This is a genomic window from Propylenella binzhouense (assembly GCF_009866965.1).
Classification (GTDB): Bacteria; Pseudomonadota; Alphaproteobacteria; order Rhizobiales; family Afifellaceae; genus Propylenella; species Propylenella binzhouense.
In genome coordinates this window covers 1-18,946 of sequence record NZ_SPKJ01000034.1, presented here as the reverse complement: position 1 = coordinate 18,946, position 18,946 = coordinate 1, and the positions used below count along the sequence as shown (strand labels likewise).

The 18,946-nt window shown below is 69.1% G+C and carries 19 protein-coding genes; 16 read left to right on the top strand and 3 right to left on the bottom strand.

The window, feature by feature from the left end:
• Positions 1-90: 90 nt before the first annotated feature.
• Positions 91-609 (top strand): MarR family winged helix-turn-helix transcriptional regulator, encoded by a 519-nt coding sequence (locus tag E4O86_RS11420; protein ID WP_161140671.1) that lies wholly within the window; start codon positions 91-93, stop codon positions 607-609.
• A gap of 52 nt (positions 610-661) precedes the next feature.
• Here the strand turns inward: E4O86_RS11420 and E4O86_RS11415 are convergent, their stop codons facing one another.
• Positions 662-1,576 carry a VOC family protein gene (locus E4O86_RS11415; RefSeq protein WP_161140670.1) on the bottom strand — a complete coding sequence of 305 codons (915 nt, stop codon included), beginning with the start codon at positions 1,574-1,576 and terminating at the stop codon, positions 662-664.
• 54 nt (positions 1,577-1,630) lie between these two features.
• Complete coding sequence (locus E4O86_RS11410) at positions 1,631-2,506, bottom strand: alpha/beta fold hydrolase (RefSeq protein ID WP_161140669.1); 876 nt, start codon at positions 2,504-2,506, stop codon at positions 1,631-1,633.
• Between the two features lie 291 nt (positions 2,507-2,797).
• On the opposite strand from E4O86_RS11410, the gene E4O86_RS11405 reads away from it, so the two are divergent.
• The 4 genes from E4O86_RS11405 to E4O86_RS11390 are packed head-to-tail and all read left to right on the top strand — an operon-like array spanning position 2,798 to position 7,170.
• Positions 2,798-3,793, top strand: a complete 996-nt coding sequence (locus E4O86_RS11405) for an ABC transporter substrate-binding protein (RefSeq protein ID WP_205520835.1) — start codon at positions 2,798-2,800, stop codon at positions 3,791-3,793.
• Positions 3,794-3,814: 21 nt separating this feature from the next.
• Entirely contained in the window at positions 3,815-4,684 is an 870-nt protein-coding gene (locus E4O86_RS11400; protein ID WP_161140667.1) for an ABC transporter permease, read from the top strand.
• 1 nt (position 4,685) lies between these two features.
• Complete coding sequence (locus E4O86_RS11395) at positions 4,686-5,447, top strand: ABC transporter ATP-binding protein (RefSeq protein WP_161140666.1); 762 nt, start codon at positions 4,686-4,688, stop codon at positions 5,445-5,447.
• A gap of 58 nt (positions 5,448-5,505) precedes the next feature.
• Positions 5,506-7,170: a CocE/NonD family hydrolase gene (locus E4O86_RS11390; RefSeq protein ID WP_161140665.1), complete on the top strand. Its 1,665-nt coding sequence runs from the start codon at positions 5,506-5,508 to the stop codon at positions 7,168-7,170.
• Positions 7,171-7,190: 20 nt separating this feature from the next.
• Here the strand turns inward: E4O86_RS11390 and E4O86_RS11385 are convergent, their stop codons facing one another.
• Positions 7,191-8,129, bottom strand: coding sequence for a LysR substrate-binding domain-containing protein (locus tag E4O86_RS11385; RefSeq protein WP_161140664.1), 939 nt, complete (start codon positions 8,127-8,129; stop codon positions 7,191-7,193).
• 120 nt (positions 8,130-8,249) lie between these two features.
• Here E4O86_RS11385 and E4O86_RS11380 point away from each other — a divergent pair, with 120 nt between their 5' ends.
• From E4O86_RS11380 to E4O86_RS11325, 11 genes are all read left to right on the top strand, one after another.
• Positions 8,250-8,990, top strand: coding sequence for an enoyl-CoA hydratase/isomerase family protein (locus E4O86_RS11380; RefSeq protein ID WP_161140663.1), 741 nt, complete (start codon positions 8,250-8,252; stop codon positions 8,988-8,990).
• Positions 8,991-9,016: 26 nt separating this feature from the next.
• The gene (locus tag E4O86_RS11375) at positions 9,017-10,045 is read left to right on the top strand and encodes an alcohol dehydrogenase catalytic domain-containing protein (protein ID WP_161140662.1); all 1,029 of its coding nucleotides are present in this window, start codon (positions 9,017-9,019) and stop codon (positions 10,043-10,045) included.
• 6 nt (positions 10,046-10,051) lie between these two features.
• Positions 10,052-11,566, top strand: coding sequence for a class I adenylate-forming enzyme family protein (locus tag E4O86_RS11370; protein ID WP_161140661.1), 1,515 nt, complete (start codon positions 10,052-10,054; stop codon positions 11,564-11,566).
• Between the two features lie 4 nt (positions 11,567-11,570).
• Complete coding sequence (locus E4O86_RS11365) at positions 11,571-12,074, top strand: RidA family protein (protein WP_161140660.1); 504 nt, start codon at positions 11,571-11,573, stop codon at positions 12,072-12,074.
• Complete coding sequence (locus tag E4O86_RS11360) at positions 12,071-13,189, top strand: FAD-dependent oxidoreductase (protein WP_161140659.1); 1,119 nt, start codon at positions 12,071-12,073, stop codon at positions 13,187-13,189. The genes E4O86_RS11365 and E4O86_RS11360 overlap by 4 nt, the downstream gene beginning before the upstream one ends.
• A complete protein-coding gene (locus tag E4O86_RS11355; RefSeq protein ID WP_161140658.1) occupies positions 13,164-13,448 on the top strand; it encodes a (2Fe-2S)-binding protein in 285 nt (94 codons plus the stop codon). The genes E4O86_RS11360 and E4O86_RS11355 overlap by 26 nt, the downstream gene beginning before the upstream one ends.
• Positions 13,445-15,847 carry a dihydrodipicolinate synthase family protein gene (locus E4O86_RS23565; RefSeq protein ID WP_246206350.1) on the top strand — a complete coding sequence of 801 codons (2,403 nt, stop codon included), beginning with the start codon at positions 13,445-13,447 and terminating at the stop codon, positions 15,845-15,847. Before E4O86_RS11355 ends, E4O86_RS23565 begins: the two co-directional genes overlap by 4 nt.
• A gap of 31 nt (positions 15,848-15,878) precedes the next feature.
• Positions 15,879-16,871: a TRAP transporter substrate-binding protein gene (locus E4O86_RS11340; RefSeq protein ID WP_161140657.1), complete on the top strand. Its 993-nt coding sequence runs from the start codon at positions 15,879-15,881 to the stop codon at positions 16,869-16,871.
• Between the two features lie 49 nt (positions 16,872-16,920).
• Positions 16,921-17,415, top strand: a complete 495-nt coding sequence (locus tag E4O86_RS11335; protein ID WP_161140656.1) for a TRAP transporter small permease — start codon at positions 16,921-16,923, stop codon at positions 17,413-17,415.
• Positions 17,415-18,725, top strand: coding sequence for a TRAP transporter large permease (locus E4O86_RS11330; RefSeq protein WP_161140655.1), 1,311 nt, complete (start codon positions 17,415-17,417; stop codon positions 18,723-18,725). Before E4O86_RS11335 ends, E4O86_RS11330 begins: the two co-directional genes overlap by 1 nt.
• A 2-nt stretch (positions 18,726-18,727) precedes the next feature.
• Positions 18,728-18,946: SDR family NAD(P)-dependent oxidoreductase (locus tag E4O86_RS11325; RefSeq protein ID WP_161140654.1), on the top strand; the 219-nt coding region annotated here is incomplete at its 3' end.

The following is an 18,946-nucleotide window of genomic DNA, read 5'->3' as shown; positions in this document are numbered from 1 at the left end:
GTCCGACGCGCCCGCTGTCCCGTGGGGCGCGGACTTTTCCTTCTGCCGAGCTGATGACGATGCCTGTTGCCTTGTTCGACCTGCAGCCGGATGGCTGAGCGGAAGCAGCGCGGAACCAAGCGGCAGCAAGCGGCCGCACGGTCCGACCAGCGCGTGCGGGAGGCCGAGGACGTGCTCCGCCGCGAGCTCGCGCTGCTCTGGCGCATCCACGCGCTCTCCTACGTCATGACCCGCCGGCCGCGCCGCGATCCGGGGCTCCATGCGCGGCTCTCCCTGGTGGCGTGGCGCGTGCTCCTGACGCTCGCCAATTGCGGCGGCCTCGCCGCGAGCGAGATCGTCACGCTCTGGGGACTGGAGAAGATGGGCGTCAACCGCGCCGTTGCCGAACTCCTCAAGCGGGGCCTCATCCGCCGCGGCACCGATCCGGACGGCGGTCGCCGGATCCCGCTCTACGCCACCGAAAGCGGCCTTGAGCTCTACGGCCAGGCCTGGCCGGGTGCGCGCGAGGACTACGACCTTCTCGCCGGCACCTTGAGCGCGGACGAGCTCGCCGCCTTCAACAGCGCCTCCGACCGCCTGCTCGCCCGGGCCCGCGACGTCACCGGCTGAACCGCGACGGGCGCGCGGCCTTTCGCGGCCGGCCCTTATTCTGTCGTCTCGTTCAGGCCGTCTTGCGGGCGAGATTGATCGCGCCGAAGCCGTCGGGGGGCCGGACGCCCCACTTGTTGCCCGACAACGGATGATGCGGCCACACCTTCGGCCGCTGCGGAGAATCCTCATGATAGGGCTTCGGATCGTAATAGCCGAGGCTCTCGTCGGACATCCTGTCGAGCTCGGCGAAGTACTCGACGATATTGCCGTCCGGATCGTGATGGTAGATGAAGATGTTGTGGCCGGCCCCATGCCGGCCGGGCCCCCAGATCAGCGGGATGTTCTCGCGGGCGAGCAGGTCGCAGGTCTGCTCGACATGGCTGAAGTCGCGCAGCTCGAATGCGAAATGGAACATGCCGCGCTTCGCCGACTGCAGGAAGTTGAGCGTATGGTGGTCGGCGTTGCAGCGCATGAAGAGGAATACGTCCTCCACCCAGTCGGCCCAGCGGAAACCGAGATTCTCTGTAAAGAAGCGCTCGGAACGCTTTGCATTCTCGACGAAATAGGCGACGTGCCCGAGCTTGGTCGGCGCCACGCCGCCATTGCCCGAATAGGCTTTCGCCGACGGCTCCGCCTGACGGTAGAGATAGATCGTCGCGCCGTCCGGGTCCGCCAGCCGCAGGCATTCCGCGATTCCCGGAACGGTATCGGAGCGGATTTCGCTCGGAACGCCCGCCGCCGCCAGCGCCTTCTGCGCCTCCGCGAGCGACCCGTCGCCGGCGAGTTCGAGCCCGATATGCTCCATCCCGGGCTCGCTTCCGAAGCGCAGGCCGACCGCGTGGTGCTCGGGTCCGCAGGAGAAATAGAGCCCGTCCGGCGTCTCCTCCTGCTTCGCCAGGCCCATGATCCGGCTGTAATATTCCGCCATGCCATCGCGATCGACGGCGCTCAGCCCAATGAACCCGAGCTTCGAGACTCTGATCATCCGTTCACTTCCAATCCCTCGAGGCGCGGGTCTTGTTCGTCCGGCGGGCGGACATCAGGCGAAACCCGGCGGCATGTACGTGTTCAGCCAATCCTCCACGATGCCGATCACGCGCGGGTTGCGCTCGGCGAACATGAAGTGGTTGGTGTCGGCGATAAGGTGGAGATCGGTCGGCTGGCCAGCCTTGCGGAACATCCCGATCGACTGTTCCGTCGGCGTCACGGCATCTTTCGAGGAGTGGAGCAGGAGCAGCGGGCGGGGCGCGATCTGGTGGACCACGTCCTCGGCGTTGAACGCCATCATGCTTTCGGCCGTCTCCGACGGAAAGCTCAGATGCGATCCGGGCGCCAGGCTGCCGCGCATGTGCTCCGGGATCGGCACGATGTCATACCGGTTCATCATGAAGGATTGGCCGGTCCTCGCCCGGTAGGCCTTCCCTTCCTCGATCAGCCCGGTGAAGCGCGCCCAGGCTTCCGGCGTCGCGTGCTGGCCGCGGAACTTGCGCTCGCCGTGGCCCCAGCCGCCGGACGAGATGACGGCCGCGATGCGCTCGTCGACCGCGCCGGCATAGACCGCGACGGCCGCGCCGAAGCTGTGGCCGAGCACGCCGATCCGCGCGGGGTCCACATCGGGACGCCGAAGCAGCGCCTCCACGGCGCTCCGCGTGTCGGCGACCTGGTCCATGCAGATGACGCGGCCGCGCTCGCCCTCGCTCTCGCCGCAGCCGCGCATGTCGAACCGCAGCACGAGATAGCCGAGCTTCGCGAGCGCCTCCGCGGCCCACACGCAGGCGCCGTTGTCCTTGTTGCTGCCGAAGCCGTGGAGCGCCAGGAAGGCAGGCGCCTTCCGGCCCTCTTCGAGCCCCTCCGGGATATGGAGGATCCCGACGAGGGCCAGGCCCTCCGAGGGGAAGACGATCCGTTCCTGCACCTGTGATTCCGCCCGTTTCCATGGCCGCGAAGGGAGCTCCGCGGCCGTTCTCGTTGCATCGCACGGCAGATTAAGTCACAGATGATATCAGATCAAGGTGCCACCGTAGCGTCCGAGGCTGGAGAAGCGGTTCGGGCCGCGTCGTGATGCGATGTGCATGTTCGTCGGTCGACCGCATTGACAGCGCAGGCCGAGTAACAAATGATATCAGATAACGCATGCACGTACGGAGACGCTCCCTGAGAAGGAGCGAGCGCACGCTGATCACCAATAAGCCCGAGGGAGGACTTGATGCGCCGAGGCCCGATCGCCCGTCGTACAGCCCATGCTTTCATCATGGCCACGATGCTGGCCGCACCGGCGGCTGCCGCTGAGCTCCGGGACGTCCAGCACGCCACCGCGGCGTCGTCGGTCATCGTCGAGAGCAGGTTCGGAGTGGCCAAGGGCTTCTTCAAGGACGAAGGCCTGAACGTCGAGGTTCGCGGCTTCCAGCGCGGCGCCGACGCCCTCAACGGGCTGATCGCCGGCCAGGTCGATTTCGCCGAGGCCGCCGTCGAGCCGACCGTGTCGGCGGCCGCGCAAGGGGCGGAGATCGTCGCGATCGCCCAGCATAGCTGGGGATCGCTCGGCAAGATGGTGGCCTCCAACGCGAATGCGGGCCTCACCGATCTCAAGGACTACAAGGGCAAGAAGATCGGCGTCCAGTTCGGCACCGCGGCGCACAACATCCTGATGATGGCGCTCGATGAGGAGGGCATCGACCCAAGCACGATCGACCTCGTCAATATCCGGGTCAACGACATGCCGACGGCGATGCAGTCGCAGAGCTTCGACGCGGTGGTCGGATGGGAACCGGCGATGAGCCGGATCGTCGCGGCGGGCTTCGGGAAGGAAGTGATCACGCCCCAGGAATTCCTGAAGCTCTCCAAGACCAAGGCGCCGTTCCTGGTGCTGACGCGGCGCGACACCGTCAAGAACGACCCCGAGCTCGTCCAGCATTTCGTCAACGCCTATTGCAGGACTCAGCGCTACCTCGACAGCCATCGCGACGAGGTCGTGAAATTCGTTCAGAGCGACCTCGGCGGCATCGTCGGCAATCTGGACGACGCGGCCGCGACGGACCTCGTCTACGGCCGCTCGACCTTCGATTCCTGCGTGCTCGACGACGAGGCGACCGAGGGCATGACCCGAACCATCAAGTTCATGCTGAAGGACCGGCCGGTCACCGTGACGCCCACCGTGGACGATCTCGTGAACATGTCCTTCGCCAGGAAGGCGGGCCAGTGAAGCGCGCGGCCGGCTGAGCCGATGGGCGATACACCCGAACTTGCCGGGCAGGCAGGGATGCCCGGCGCGGCCGGATCGCAATCCGTGTTCGCCGGCATGGCGAGGCGGGCGGGAGCCCGCTTCGCCCGGAACTGGATCTACGGCCTCGTCCCCGTCGTGGTCATCCTCGGCGCATGGGAGATCGCGAGCGCGATGGGCGCGTTCTCGCCGCTCCTCTTTCCGGCGCCCCACCGGATCTTCGCCGCGCTCTGGCAGATGTGGCTCGAAGGCTCGCTCATCGCCGACATACTCGGAACGCTGCGGCGGCTCGTGATCGGCGTCGCCTTCGGCAGCGTGGTCGGCATCGCGCTCGGCGCCCTCATGGGATATGTCGGCGCCTGGGAGCGGATGCTCTCGCCGATGGTCAACTTCTTCCTCGCGATCCCCGGCACCGCCCTCTTCCCCGTCACGATGATGTGGTTCGGCCTCAACGAGATGGCCATCCTCTTCATCATCGTTTTCGAGGTGGCGCTGACCACGATCGTGAGCACCTGGACCGGCGTGAAGAGCATCGATCCGATGACCATCAATGCCGGCCGCTCGCTCGGCGCGGAGGGCATCGCGCTGTTCTGGCGGGTGCTGATTCCCGCCGCGCTTCCTTCCATCATCGGCGGCCTCAGGATCGCCTTCTCGCGCGCATGGCGCATCATCATCGTCGCGGAGATGCTGGTCGCGATCGGCCACGGGCTCGGCTACCGCCTGTTCTGGGCGCGCGAGATGTTCATGTCGGACCGGCTCTATGCCGGGCTCCTCATCGTGGGCGTGGTGGGCATCCTGATCGAGCGCGTGTTCCTGCGTCCGCTCGAGAAGCTCACGGTCCAGCGCTGGGGCACGGTGAGGGAGCTCGACTGACATGGCGCGCCTCACCCTGTCCCGGATCGACAAGTCCTTCGTGGTCGCCAACCTCCGGCGCGAACAGCGCTTCCACATCTTCCAGAACTTCTCGATCGACATCGCGGACCGCCAGTTCGTGAGCGTGGTCGGCCCGTCCGGCTGCGGGAAATCGACGCTCCTCAACCTCGTCGCGGGCATCGAGGCGTGCACGGCGGGAAGCATCGCCGTCGACGGCGAGCCCGTCCGCGGCCCGGGTCTCGACCGCGGCATCGTGTTCCAGCAGTTTGCCCTCTTTCCCTGGCTCACCGCGCGCGACAACATCGAGTTCGGACTGCGCTCCAAGGGGCTCGGCGCGGCGGAGCGCCGGCGGATTTCCGACGAGCATCTCGCGCTGGTCGGCCTCGGCGATTTCGCCGACTATTTTCCGAACCGGCTCTCCGGCGGCATGAAGCAGCGGGTCGGAATCGGACGCGCGCTCGCGATCGACCCGAAGGTGCTGCTGATGGACGAGCCCTTCGGCGCGCTCGACGCGCTCACCCGCGAGACGATGCAGAACACCCTCGCCGAGATCTGGGAGCGCAGGCACAAGACCGTTCTCTTCATCACGCACGACATCCGGGAAGCCGTGTTCCTGTCCGACCGTGTGGTGGTGCTGAACGGCCGTCCCGCGCGCGCCGTGCTCGATGTGGCGATCGACCTGCCCCGCCCGCGGGACCGCCACGGCGAAGCGTTCGGCAAATATGAGGACCTGCTGCAGGACGCCGTCCGCGAGGTCCATTAGCGCCGGTCCGGCGCGCTCTGGAAGCTGCCCACGCGCAACACCTGAGGAGGAAGGGACGATGAGCCCAGCCGATGGGAGATCGGAACTCGACCGCGAGGACATCGTCGTGGAAGACGCGCGGGTCCGGATGCGAGACGGCGTCGAGATCGCCGTCCGCGTCTACCGCCCCAAAGGCGACGGGCCCTACCCCGCCCTCTTCGCCGCCTCGCCCTACCAGATCGAATTCGATGCCGTGCCCGCCTTCGCCGTCTTCCTCACCCGCGAAACCGGCCCGATCGCGTGGTATGTCGAGCACGGCTACGCCTATGTCCGCGCCGATGTCCGCGGCTCGGGCTGGTCGGACGGCGAGTTCGGCTTCATGGATGCGGCCGAGCAGCAGGATTATGTCGAGCTGATCGCCTGGATCGCGGCACGGCCCTGGTCGAACGGCCGGGTCGGCGGCATCGGCCAGTCCTATTACGCCATGGCGCAATGGCTGATGGCAACGCACCGCCCGCCCGCGCTCGCCTGCATCGTCCCCTATGACGGGCTGGTCGATCAGTACCGGGATTCCAACTATCATGGCGGGATCTTCTGCAGCTACCGGCCGGGCTGGTATATCGGCCTGCTCGCCAACAACCAGCACCGCCCGGCCGGCCGCCCGGGCCGCAAGCGCATGAACACCGACCTAGTCGGCGACATCCTCGCCCATCCGCTCTACGACGCGTGGTGGCGCGAGCGCTCCGCCTATGAACGGCTCGGCGAGATCACGGTGCCGGTCCTCTCGATCGGGCACTGGGGCAAGATGGGCCTCCACCTCCGCGGCAACATCCTCGGATTCGAGGAGCTCCGCTGCCCGCGGAAGCTCGTCGTCACGGGCGCGCGGAACGTCCACGAGGCGCACCACCAGTTCGACCAGCCGGACTTCCACGAGAAGGAGATCCTGCCGTTCTACGAGCACCATTTGAAGGGCGTCGACAACGGCGTGATGGAGGGCGCGCCGGTCAGGATCTTCGTGCGCGGAACCGGCTGGCGGGAGGAGCCGGCCTGGCCGCTCGCGCGGGCGGAATACCGGGCGCTCTACCTCCGCGGGGCGAAGAGCGGCAGCGTGACGTCGCTCAATGACGGCAGCCTCTCCTTCGAGGCTCCGGGCGAGGCGGAGCAGGACACGTCATACGCCTATCCGGATCCGGGCTGGCGCCGCGGCGTCGTCGGGTTCGACGAGAACGGCCAGCTCGACCCGGTCCGCCGCGTGCTCACCTTCACCTCGCCGCCGCTTCAGGCCGACATCGAGGTGACCGGCCCGATCGTCCTCGAGCTCTACGCCGCCTCCGACCAGATCGATACGCAGTTCGTCATGAAGCTCTCCGACCAGCGGCCGCAGGCGGAGGAGGAGCGCGCGAAAGGCCGCCAGCCCGAGGCGACCGTCGTCAGCAAGGGCTGGCTGCGCGCCTCGCACCGCAAGAAGGACGAGGCCCGCTCGACGCCGCTCCGGCCGTTCTACACCCATGACGACCCGCAGCCGCTCGTCCCGGGCAAGACCTACCGCTTCGAGATCGAGGTGCTGCCGATCGCGCATGTCTTCAAGCGCGGAAACCGGATCAGGCTCGAGCTTGCCAACGGCGATTCGCCGGCGACGGACGCCGTCTTCTCCCACCCCTACCACGCGAGCCAGGTCGGCACCGACACGATCCGGCACAGCCGCGCGCATCCGTCCCGCCTGCTCCTTCCCGTTGTGGACTGAACGCGGCGGACATCGGCCCGTCAGATCGTCTTCGAAAAGCATTCCTGGAGAATTCTGACGAACTCTGCCGCCGGCCTGGAGACCGCGCCGGATTCGTGAACGACGATCTGGACGTCGAACTTCACGCTCGGCAGGAACGGGCGCGTCGCGATCCTGCGGTCGCCGAAGGCCGCCGCCGTGAAGGGGTCGACCAGCGCGATGCCCACACCCTCGGCGACGAGCGCGCACGCCGTCATGGATATGAACGTCTCGACATTGGGCGAGAGGAGCAGCCCCACGCCCTCGAAGGCGCGGTCGATGCCGCGGCCCGCCGGCGTGTGCGGGGGAAGCGCGATCAGGGCCTCGCCGGCGAGGTCCTCCGGCCGGACGACGTCCTGCCGAAGAAGGCGGTGATCCGGCGGCAGCGCGCACACGCAGTCGGCGCCGAAGGTCGCAACCGCGCGCACTTCGGACCTGGCTCCGGTCGGCTGCGCGATGCCGACATCCACATGCCGGGCCGCGACGCTGTCGACGACCTGCTGTGACGGTTGCACGGACGCGCTCACCTTCAGATCCGGGTAGGCCTGCAGGAACCGCGCAAGCGCCTCCGGTACCACCGAAAGCGAGAGCGCCGGCAGCGACGCGATCCGCAGATGCCCCCGCTTCAGCTGCTTGATGTCGTTCGCGGCCCGCTCCAGCCGGTCGAGCCCGAGCGAGGTCCGTTCGAGCTCCTCCATGAAGAGGCGCCCCTCCGGGGTCAGGAACAGGCGCTTGCGCCGCCGCTCGAAGAGCGCGAGCCCCAGGCCCCATTCAAGCGACGCGATGAGCCGGCTGATGCCCGGCTGCGAAACGCCGAGGAGCTTCGCGGCCTCCGTCACGCTGCCGGTCTGTGCCGCCGCGTGAAAGGCGTCGAGCTGGCGGATGCTCAGGCGGCGCCTTCCCTGTGCCGGACCGGCCGGCCGGCCCTCGCCTTCTCCCAAGCGAACTTCCTTTCCGGGCTTCCGAGCGCGATCATAACACCTGCGCATGATCATGGGAAAATTCGGTATTGGACGTAATGCTCCCGGCCTGCTGCAATCCGCCGATTACGGGGAGGGCCGATGGATTCCGTGTTGCTCGAGAAGCGGAGCGATGGCGTCGCGATCGTCACGCTCAACCGCCCTGACGTGCTGAACGCGCTCGACGTCCCCTCCAAGGAGCGGCTGGGGGCGATCTGGCGCGACGCGGCGAGCGACCCGGAGGTCCGTTCGATCCTTCTCTGCGGCGCGGGCGAGCGCGCCTTCTGCGCCGGTTCGGACATCAAGGAGATCAGCCGCACGGGCCGCATGGTCTCGACCGGGACGCTGCTCGACGCCATCCCGAATGTCGGCGTCAGGCTCGACAAGCCGGTGGTCGCGGCGATCCACGGCCATTGCGTCGGCTTTGGGCTGACGCTCGCCATGCATTGCGACCTGAAGCTCGCCCGCGCCGACGCCAGGTTCGGGTTCCCCGAGGTGAAGCACGGCATGATCTCGGGCGTGAGCGCCGTTCACCTGCCGAAGGTCGTGCCGGCGGCGCTCGCCTTCGAGATGCTGCTTCTCGGCGAGCCCTTCACCGCGGAGGAAGCGCTCGCGCGCGGACTGGTCAACCGCGTCGTCGAGGGTGACGTCCGCTCCCTCGGCGAGGACTGGGCGCGGCGGCTCGCTTCCTATTCGCCGGTTGCCGTGCAGGCGACGAAGCGCGCCGCGCTGTTCGGCCTCGGCGACCTGGAAGGCGAGCGCGCCGCGATCGAGGCTGCGCGCGCTGCGGTCGAATCGAAGGACGATTTCCGCGCGGGCGCCGAGGCGTTCGTGCGCGGATGAGGGAACAGGTGCCTGTGCCGGACAAGATGAAAGCCGTCGTCTTCCGCGCCTTCGGCGGCCCGGAAATGCTGGAAGTGGTGGAGACGGATCGGCCGAGGTCCGGCCGCGACGACGTGGTCGTCAGGATCGCTGCGGCCGGCATCTGCTATCACGACGTGCTGTCGCGGGCCGGCAAGATCCCGCGCGACCGTCCCGGCCAGATCCTCGGCCACGAGATTTCCGGCGAGATCGTCGAAGTGGGCGAAGCCGTCGACCCGGGCCGGATCGGCGAGCGCGTGGGGATCTACCAGCGGCTCTTCTGCGGCCGCTGCCGTCACTGCCTCGGCGGACGGCACGACCTCTGCCGGAACAGCAGCGTGGTCGGCGAGCGCGGCGGCGGTGGCTATGCCGAATATACCCGCGTGCCGGCGCTCAACGCGATCCCGCTTCCGGAGGCGGTCGATGACGTCGCGGGGGCCCTCGCCGCCTGCCCGGTCGGCACGAGCATCCGCGCCATCCTGGGCGTGGCGGAGGCGAAGGCCGGCGACACGATCCTCGTCACCGGCGCGAGCGGCGGTCTCGGGCTGCATCAGATCCAGGTCGCCAGGGCGATCGGCGCGCGCGTGATCGCGGTCACGAGCAGCCCCGCCAAGGCCGGCGCGATCGAGGCGGCCGGCGCCGACCATGTGATCGTCAGCCCGGACCTCGCCTTCTCCGGGGCGGTCTGGCGGGCGACCGGCAAGGAGGGCGTCGACATCGTCCTCGAGAACGTGGTGAGCGGCACGATCGAAGAGAGCCTCCGCTCGGTCGCGCAGAACGCGATCGTCGTCGTGATGGGCAACATCAAGGCCGAGCCGGTCACCATCAATCCCGGCCTCCTGATCGGCCGGCGCATCCGAATCGCCGGCTCCGGCAACGCCACCTTCGAGGATTATCGCCGCTCGCTTCACATGCTTGCGACGGGCGCCGTGACGCCGCGCGTCGCGGCGGTCCTGCCCTTCCCCGAGGCCGCGGAGGGCCACCGGCTGATGGAGCACCGGGAAACCGTCGGCCGCGTCGTCCTCAGCGGCTGGTGACGCCGGATGCATGTCGGCTACCATCTCAATGCGCTTGCCCGCCGCTGGCCGGACCGCCCCGCCATCGTGGAAGGCGGCCGGTCCTGCACCTATGCGGCCTTCGCGACGCGCCTCAACAGGCTCGGAAACGCGCTCTTCGGTCTCGGGCTCGCGCGGGGCGACCGGGTGGCGCTTCTCGTCCCGGATTGCCGCGAATATCTCGAGGCCGATTACGGGATCATGTCGGCGGGGCTGGTGCGGGTGCCGCTCGATCCGCGCCTGTCGCGGCAGGAGCTCGCGAGTCAGATGGCGGATGCCGGCGTCCGCGCGCTCATCACCCATGCCGCCTTCGCCGGCAAGGTCGAGGAGCTCGGGCCCGATCGTCCGGATCCGGTGATCGCGATCGGCGGGTCCGTCCCCGGCGCGCTCCGCTACGAGGACCTCCTCGCGCGCGCGAGCACGGCGCAGCCGCCGCTCGGAGCGCCCGACGACCTTGCGACGCTCAACTACAGCGGCGGCACGACCGGCGCGCCGAAGGCGACCATGCTCGCGCACCGTTCGCTGATGAGCGCGGCGCAGAACGTCATCATGGGGTTCGGGATCGGCCCGGACGACGTCTTCCTCAACGTCCGCCCGCTCTGGCCGATCGCGCAGATCCTGGCGATGTCGCACATCCTCGCCGGCTCGCCCGTCGTCCTCGGCGGGCGGTTCGACCCGGAACGCCTTCCGGCGCTCGTCCGGGAAACCGGCGCGACGCGATCCTCGCTCGTGCCGACCCTCCTCGTCCGCCTCCTCGAGCACCACCCCGACGGCCACCCGGATCTGGGCGCGCTCGACGCGATCTATGTCGGCGGGTCCAGGATCCCGGCGCCGGTCTTCGAGCATGCCGTCGATGCGCTCGGCCCTCGCATCGGCGTCCTCTACGGCCTGACCGAGGCGCCGGTCTCCTGCTATCTGAGGCCGGACGATCTCCGCGATCCCGATCGCGTCCCCTATCGCGTCCGCTCCGCCGGCCGGCCCCTCTTCGGCTACGATCTGGCGATCCGCGACGCCGGGGGCGCCATCCTGCCCGCGGGCTCCTCCGGCGAGATCACGCTGCGCGGCCCGAACATGATGCTCGGCTACTGGAACCGCCCGGCGGAGACGGCCGCCGCGCTCCGCGACGGCTGGCTCCATACCGGCGACATCGGCGAGCTGGACGAGGAAGGCTTCCTCTTCGTCGTCGGCCGGCTGAAGGAGATCATCCGCACCGGCAGTTCCTCCGTCAGGCCGGACGAGGTGGAAGGCGTGCTGCTCGGTCACCCCGCCATCGCCGAGGCGGCGGTGGTCGGCCTGCCCGACCGCGAATGGGGCGAGATCGTCACGGCGTTCATCGTGCTGCGCGACGGTGCGGCGGCCGATTCCGAAGCGCTCGCCGCCTTCTGCCGCGACAGGCTCACAGGGTTCAAGCGGCCGCGGCGATTCGAGTTCGTAGGGTCGTTGCCGCGGTCCCACTATGGCAAGGTACTGAAGAAGCAGCTCCTGGAAGGGATCGAGGGATAGCGGATTGGAAACCGTCGCCTCACGCCTGGACCGTCTCGGGATCCGACTTCCGCCGGCGCAGCCGGCAGGAAGCCTGTTCGTCCCGGCGCGACAGGCCGGCGACATGCTCTACCTCTCGGGCGCGATCGGGACCGTGTTCGAGGAGGGGCGCTGGCGCCTTCCTCACAAGGGGCAGCTCGGTGCCGAACTCGATATCGCGGAAGGCCGGGAATCGGCGCGCTGGTGCATCCTCCATCACCTGCGGGCGATCGAGGATGCGCTCGGCAGCCTCGAGCGTGTCGCGCAGGTCGTCAGGCTCGTTGGCTACGTCAATGCGGCGCCCGGCTTCACCAAGGCCCCGCTCGTCCTCGACGGCGCCTCCGCGCTTCTCCTCGAGGTGTTCGGCGAGGGGCGCGGCCGCCATGCGCGCGTGGCGCTCTACCAGCCGGAGATGAGCTTCGACGCGCCGATCGAGACGGAACTGATGGTCCAGGTCGCGGCCGATCCCGGGGGAGGCCCGGCGCCGTGACCCACGCGACCATCGTGATCGGCGGCGGATTGGTCGGCATGGCCGTTGCGAACGGCCTCGCCGATGCCGGTCACGAGGTCGTGGTGCTAGACGAGGGCGACGACGCGTTCCGCGCCTCGATCGGGAATGCAGGGCTCGCCTGGGTGCAGGGCAAGGGGCGCGGAGCGCCGGCCTATGCGGCCTGGACGCGGCTTTCGGCCGACCTCTGGCCCGAATTTGCGGAAAGCCTGCGGGCGGAGACCGGCATCGACATCGAGTTCTCCAAGCCCGGCGGCTTCGACCTCTGCATCGGCGACGCGGACGCGGAGATCCGGTCCCGGAAGGTGGAGGCGCTCCAGCGCCAGCCGGGCGGCGGGAACGGCGTCGTCATGGTCGACCGGAACTTCGTGAAGGAGCGGGTGCCGGACATCGGCGAGCGCGTCGTCGCCGCCTCCTGGTGCCCCGAGGACGGGTATCTCAACCCTCTCCTCCTCCTGCGCGCGCTGCATCGAAGGGCGGCCGATCGCGGCGTCAGCTATCGTCCGGGCGTGCGCGCGGAGCGGATCGCGCCCGCCGGCGGCGGCATCCGCGTCGATGCCCGCGACGGAACCACCTTCGTCGGGGCCGCAATCGTCATCGCAGCCGGACTGGGAAACGCCGAGCTCTGCCGGCAGGTCGGGCTCAACGTGCCGGTCCGGCCCGTGCGCGGGCAGATCGTCGTCACGGCCAGACAGCCGATCTTCCTCCGCCACCCGACATCGACGATCCGGCAGACAGCGGTCGGCTCGGTCATGTTCGGCAACAGCGAGGAAGAGGCCGGTTTCGAACCCGTCACCACCGGCGGGATCCTCGCCCGGCATGCAGAACGCGCGCTCCTCGAGTTTCCGCGCCTCGCGGATGCGGCCGTGGTGCGCGCCTGGGCCGCGCTCCGGATCATGACGCCGGACGGGCGGCCGGTCTACGACCGCTCTCCGACGCTTCCGAACGTCTTCGTCGCCACCTGCCACAGCGGCGTGACGCTCGCCGCCGTGCATGCCCGCGTGCTCGGCCCGGCGCTCGGGCGCGGCGAGATCCCGCCCCAATGCGCCGCCTTCGCCAGTGCGAGGTTCGATGTTCCGGCTGCTCTCGGCACCTGAGCCGGCCGCCGGGCCGGTCACAATCACGGTCGACGGCGCCGCCTGCGCCGGCCTTCCCGGCGAGACCGTCGCCTCGCTCCTCCTGCGCCTCGGCCACCTCGCGGTCCGCACCTCGCCCGCCTCCGGCCAGGCGCGCGGCCCCTATTGCCTGATGGGCGCCTGCTACGAGTGCCTCGTGGAGATCGACGGACGGCCGGGTCGGCAGGCCTGCATGACGGAGGTCGCCGAAGGCATGCGGGTCCGGCGGGGCGTGCCATGACGCCCGCCGCCTGCGATCTCGCCATCGTCGGAAGCGGACCGGCGGGCCTCGCCGCAGCGGCCGAGGCGGCCGCGCTCGGGCTGCGCGCCCTCGTGCTCGACGAGCAGCCGCGGCCCGGCGGCCAGATCTGGCGGAACATCGAGGCGGCCGCCGGAACGGCACGCGCGGCCGCGCTCGGCGCCGCCTATGCGGAGGGCCTGCCGCAGGTGGAGGCGTTCCGGCGATCCGGCGTCGAGTACTGGCCGGACACCACGGTGTGGCAGGTCGAGGACGGCTTCCGCGTGACCGCGAGCCGCGCCGGCCGGCCGGTCGAGATCGAAGCGGCGCGCCTCGTTCTCGCCACCGGGGCGATGGAGCGCCCGATGCCGGTTCCCGGCTGGACCCTTCCCGGCGTCGTGACCGCGGGCGCGCTCCAGATCCTCCTCAAGAACCCGGGCCTCCTGCCGGCGGGGCCGGTCGTGCTCGCCGGGACGGGGCCGCTCCTTCTCGCCGTCGCCTGCCAGCTCGCCTCGCTCGGCGCGAGGCCGGCCGCGATCCTCGAAACGGCGCCGCCGGGGCGCATGCGCGGCGCGGCCCGGCATGTCTGGCCTGCGCTCCGGGCGCCCGGCTATCTCGCCAAGGGCCTCGCCATGCTCGCCCGGATCAGGGCGGCGGGAATCCCCGTGTTCCACGGCGTCGAAGACCTCGCGGCGGAAGGCGAAGGCGCGGTCCGCCAGGTCGCGTTCCGGAGCGGCGGCCGCTCCGAGCGGCTTTCCGCCGAAATCCTCGCGCTCCATGACGGCATCGTCCCGCAGATCCACCTCTCCTCGGCGCTCGGTTGCCGCCACGAATGGGACGACGAGCAGGCGTGCTTCAGGCCCGTCCTCGACCCGTGCGGCCAAAGCTCCCGCCCGGGCGTCGCGATCGCCGGCGACGGTGCCGGGATCGGCGGTGCGCGGGCGGCGCTCGCGGCCGGGCGGCTCTCCGCCCTCGATGCCGCGCGCGGCCTCGGCGCGATCTCCGGCGAGACCTTCGAGACACGCGCGCGCCCGCTCTTCCGCGCGGTCGCGCGGGAGCGATCGGTGAGGCCGCTCCTCGAGCGCCTTTACGCGCCGACGCTCCGCCCGGAGCGGATCGGCTACGCGACCGTCGTCTGCCGCTGCGAGGCGGTCCCGGCCGGGGAGATCCGCGCGGCGGTGCGCCTCGGCGCGCTCGGGCCGCGCCAGGCGAAGGCCTACACCCGGTGCGGAATGGGCCCCTGCCAGGCCCGCATGTGCGGGCTGACGATGGTCGGGATCATCGCCGCCGAGCGCGGGGTCCCGCCCGGCGAGGTCGGCCCGCCGCGGATCCGCTTCCCCGCCAAGCCGCTGACGGTGGCCGAGCTCGCCGGCCGGGAGGCGCCGCGGAAGGACGCGTCCGCCGACGCGACGGCTTCGCCGCGGATAGCCGCGCCCCTGCGGCACCCAGATTGCACATGGAGGCATGCCATGACCCAGAAGATCACCGGATCCTTCGTCGCGCTGATCACGCCGTTCAACCGCGACGGCAGCATCGATTTCGAAGGCTTCCGCACACTCCTGAAGTTCCAGGAGGAGCACGGCACCGCGGCCGTCCTCATCATGGGCTCGACCGGCGAGGTCTCGATGCTGACGCCGGACGAGCGCCGGCGCATCATCACCGAAACGGCGAAGATGAAGACCGGGCGCATGCAGCTCTTCTACGGCTGCACGGCCAACAACACGGCCGCCACGATCGAGATGGTGAACTATGCGGCAGGCGAAGGCGCGGACGGCGCCATTCTCGCCGCGCCGGCCTATATCTGCGCCTCCGAGGACGACATCGAAGCCTATTTCCGCGAGATCGCCGATGCCGTCGACCTTCCGCTCGGCATCTACAACAACCCGCCGCGGGTGAAGACCGATCTCGGGCACGAGGCGCTGCTCCGGCTCTTCGAGCACCCGAACTATGTCGTCCACAAGGAATCGACCGGCCGCGTCGGCCAGGTCGCGCAGGTGCTCGCGGCCCGTCCCGACGTGTCGGTGATGTGCTGCGATTCCCCCAATCTCGGCCTCGTGGTGCCGACGATGTCGCTCGGCGGGCACGGCACCGCCAACATGACCGGGAATATCGCGCCGGCGGAGCTCGCGACGCTTTCGCGGCCCTGGACGGGCTGGGAGGAGGCCGCCGGCTTCCGCGAGACCTATCTGCGCTGCCTGCCGCTCCTTCACTACGCCTATTCCGCCATCAATCCCGTGCCGGTGAAATCGCTCATGAAGGCGATGGGGCTGCCCGCGGGCGAATTGCGGAAGCCGCTGCGCGGGCTGGAGGGACCCGCGCTCCAGAAGGGGATCGAGATCATGCGCCGCCTCGGTCTCGACGAGCAGTACGGCCTCTCGCCGGCGCGCCAGGCCGCCGAGTGACAGCCTGGTGGGAACAAGGAGGGTCAAGACGATGATGAGAAGGATGTTTCTGGGCCTGACGGCGGCCTTGGCGGCCGCCCTGGCCGTCGGCTCCGCGCAGGCCGCCACCGTGCTGCGCCTCAGCACGCAGGTCGCCCCGCCGCATCCGTTCCTCGACATGGCGGACTACTTCAAGTCCGAGGTCGAGAAGCAGACGAACGGCGAGGTGCAGGTCAAGATCTTTCCGAATGCCTCGCTCGGCAAGGACGACGCCGTCCTCAACGAACTGAAGCTCGGCACGATCGACCTGATGATCAGCTCGACGAACAACGCCGCCAAGCAGCTTCCGCAGTTCCAGATCTTCGATCTCTACTACATCTTCCCGAACTACGATTCCTTCAATGCGGCGACGGCCCCCGAAAGCCCGGTCTTCAAGAGGCTGCAGGAGATCGCCGACAGCCGCGGGCTCGGCATCAAGATCCTCGCTCTCTTCGGCTCCGGCACGCGGAATCTGTCGGTCGCCTCGAAGCCGGTCGAGACGCTTGCGGACATCAAGGGCATCAAGATGCGCGTCCCGGCGTCCCAGATCGTGGCGAAGTCCTGGGAGGCGCTCGGCACCGTGCCGGTAACGGTCGCCTGGCCGGAGCTCTACGCCGCCATCCAGACCGGCGTGGCGCAGGGTCTCGAGAGCACGCTCAGCGGCTATCTCGGCAGCAAGCTCTACGAGGTCGCGCCGAACCTCGTCCTCACCCAGCACTCCATCAACGGCAGCCACTTCTCCATGGGCGAGCGTTCCTGGAAGAAGCTCACGCCCGAGCAGCAGGCGATCGTCCAGAAGGTCGCGACGGAGGCCGGGAAGCTCGGGACGCAGAAGGGCATCGAAGCCGACGACAAGCTCGCCGGCGTGCTCGAGAAGGAGCATGGCGTGACCGTCACCCGGCCGGATCTCGCTCCGTTCGTCGAGGCCATGAAACCGCTCCACGACGAATTCGCCGAGCAGATCCAGGCGACCGATCTCCTCGAGCTCGTCCGCGGCATGATGTGACCCTCCGCGGTGGCCGGGCCCCCGGCCACCGCCCGAGCTCCCTCTCCCCATGACCATTCTCAAGACCGTCAATGCCGGGCTGGAGCATGCGCTCGCCGTGCTCTTCTCGCTTCTCTTCGGCCTGATGATCGCCGACGTCCTGCTCCAGGTCGTCAGCCGGAACAGCGGCGTGGCCGTCCTTTGGACGCTCGACCTCGCTCAGCTCCTCTTCTCCTGGTGCATCTTCATCGGTGCCGCCGTCGGGGTCCGGCGCGGCAGCCATTACGTCATCACCCTGCTGCCGGAGGGCATGCGGCGCGCGAACAGCGCCCTCAAGCTCGTCTCGGATGCCGTAATCGTGACGGTGGCCCTGGTGATGGTCGCTCAGGGCTTCGCATTCTCGGCGATGGGCAGCAGCACCGACGTCGAATCCCTCGGCATCTCGCAATACTGGTACTTCCTGCCGATCCCGCTCAGCGGGATCCTCATCCTCGTGTTCATCCTCGAGATCGCGATTGCCGATCTCGCCGCCTTCGCCAAGGCCTTCCGGGAAGAAGCGTCCTGATGGATCCGATCGCGCTCCTGATGGCGACGTTCTTCGTCCTCATCTTCCTTCGCGTTGAAATCTCCTTCGCGCTCGCCGCGTCCTCGCTCCTGGTCATCTGGGTCGAGGACCTCCCGCTGATCTCCGCGCTCAACCAGATGTATACGGGGATCGATTCCTTCCCCCTCCTTGCCGTCCCCTTCTTCATGTTTCTCGGCCGGCTCCTCAACGACAGCGGCATCACGGACCGGCTGCTCAGGGTGGCCGACGCCTCGGTCGGCCACATCCGGGGCGGGCTCGGTCACGTGAACGTGTTCGTGAGCATGATCTTCGCGAGCCTCTCGGGATCGGCCGCGGCGGACACGGCGAGCATCGGCGCGATCCTCATCCCAGCGATGAAGAAGGCGGGCTACGATCCGGGCTTCTCCGTGGCGCTCACCGCGGCTTCGTCGACGCTCGGCGTCATCATACCGCCCAGCATCATCCTCGTGATCTACGGAGCGTTCGGAAACGTCTCGATCGGCGCGCTCTTCTGGGGCGGCTTCGTGCCGGGCATCCTGATCGGGCTCGCCATGATGGCCTACACCTATGTGATGGCGCTCAAATACGGCTACCCCGCCAATCCGCGCGCCACCTTCCGCGAATGGCGGCATGCGGTCCGGCGCGGCCTCCTGCCGCTCGCCATCCCGGTCCTCATCCTCGGCGGCGTGACGGGCGGGGTCTTCACGCCGACGGAGGCGGCCATCATCGCCGTCGGCTGGGCGATGCTGCTCGCCTTCGCGATCTACCGGACGATCGCGATCGCTTCGCTCCCCCGCATGCTCGGCGAAGCGGTGGTGGACTTCGCGATCCCGCTCTTCACGGTCGCCGCCGCGAGCATCTTCGGATGGCTGATCTCCTATCTCGGGGCGGCCGACCTGGTGGTGAACGCGATCACCTCGATCACGGACGATCCGTTCGGCCTGATGCTCCTTCTGGTGATCTTCCTGCTGATCATCGGCACCTTCCTGAACCCGATCTCGGCCGTCCTCATCTTCCTCCCGATCATCCAGCAGCTCGGCGACGAGGCGGGAACCGACCCGGTGCAGCTCGGCGTCATCACCATCATGACGCTCGCCATCGGCCTCGTGACGCCGCCCTACGGCGTCTGCCTGCTGATCGCCGCGCAGATCGGGCAGATCTCGGTCCAGCGCGCGCTCGTCGCCGTGCTGCCGATCTGCGCGCTCACCGTCGGCATCATCGTCCTCAGCATCCTCGTGCCGGACATCATCCTCGGCCTGCCGAAGCTGATGATGCCGCAGATCTTCGCCATGCCCGGCGGGGGCGGCTGAGGATGGCGGGCGAATTCGCGCGCGTCGTGCTGGTGACCGGCGCCGGAAGCGGTATCGGCGCCGCCACGGTGCGCCGCCTCGCCGGACCCGGTACAGCGATCCTCGTCCACACCCGGGCGAACCGGGACGGCGCCGCGACGGCCGCCGCGGCGGCGGAGGCCGCCGGCGCCCGGACCGAAGTCTGCCTCGGCGACCTCGCCGAAGCGGGGACCGCGGCCGGG

Coding starts and splice junctions, on each gene's coding strand:
- E4O86_RS11395 (WP_161140666.1), top strand. CDS start 4,686: ATGGCGCGCCTCACCCTGTCCCGGATCGACAAGTCCTTCGTGGTCGCC.
- E4O86_RS11420 (WP_161140671.1), top strand. CDS start 91: ATGGCTGAGCGGAAGCAGCGCGGAACCAAGCGGCAGCAAGCGGCCGCA.
- E4O86_RS11390 (WP_161140665.1), top strand. CDS start 5,506: ATGAGCCCAGCCGATGGGAGATCGGAACTCGACCGCGAGGACATCGTC.
- E4O86_RS11335 (WP_161140656.1), top strand. CDS start 16,921: ATGACCATTCTCAAGACCGTCAATGCCGGGCTGGAGCATGCGCTCGCC.
- E4O86_RS11415 (WP_161140670.1), bottom strand. CDS start 1,576: ATGATCAGAGTCTCGAAGCTCGGGTTCATTGGGCTGAGCGCCGTCGAT.
- E4O86_RS11405 (WP_205520835.1), top strand. CDS start 2,798: ATGCGCCGAGGCCCGATCGCCCGTCGTACAGCCCATGCTTTCATCATG.
- E4O86_RS11370 (WP_161140661.1), top strand. CDS start 10,052: ATGCATGTCGGCTACCATCTCAATGCGCTTGCCCGCCGCTGGCCGGAC.
- E4O86_RS11375 (WP_161140662.1), top strand. CDS start 9,017: ATGAAAGCCGTCGTCTTCCGCGCCTTCGGCGGCCCGGAAATGCTGGAA.
- E4O86_RS23565 (WP_246206350.1), top strand. CDS start 13,445: ATGACGCCCGCCGCCTGCGATCTCGCCATCGTCGGAAGCGGACCGGCG.
- E4O86_RS11400 (WP_161140667.1), top strand. CDS start 3,815: ATGGGCGATACACCCGAACTTGCCGGGCAGGCAGGGATGCCCGGCGCG.
- E4O86_RS11380 (WP_161140663.1), top strand. CDS start 8,250: ATGGATTCCGTGTTGCTCGAGAAGCGGAGCGATGGCGTCGCGATCGTC.
- E4O86_RS11355 (WP_161140658.1), top strand. CDS start 13,164: ATGTTCCGGCTGCTCTCGGCACCTGAGCCGGCCGCCGGGCCGGTCACA.
- E4O86_RS11340 (WP_161140657.1), top strand. CDS start 15,879: ATGATGAGAAGGATGTTTCTGGGCCTGACGGCGGCCTTGGCGGCCGCC.
- E4O86_RS11330 (WP_161140655.1), top strand. CDS start 17,415: ATGGATCCGATCGCGCTCCTGATGGCGACGTTCTTCGTCCTCATCTTC.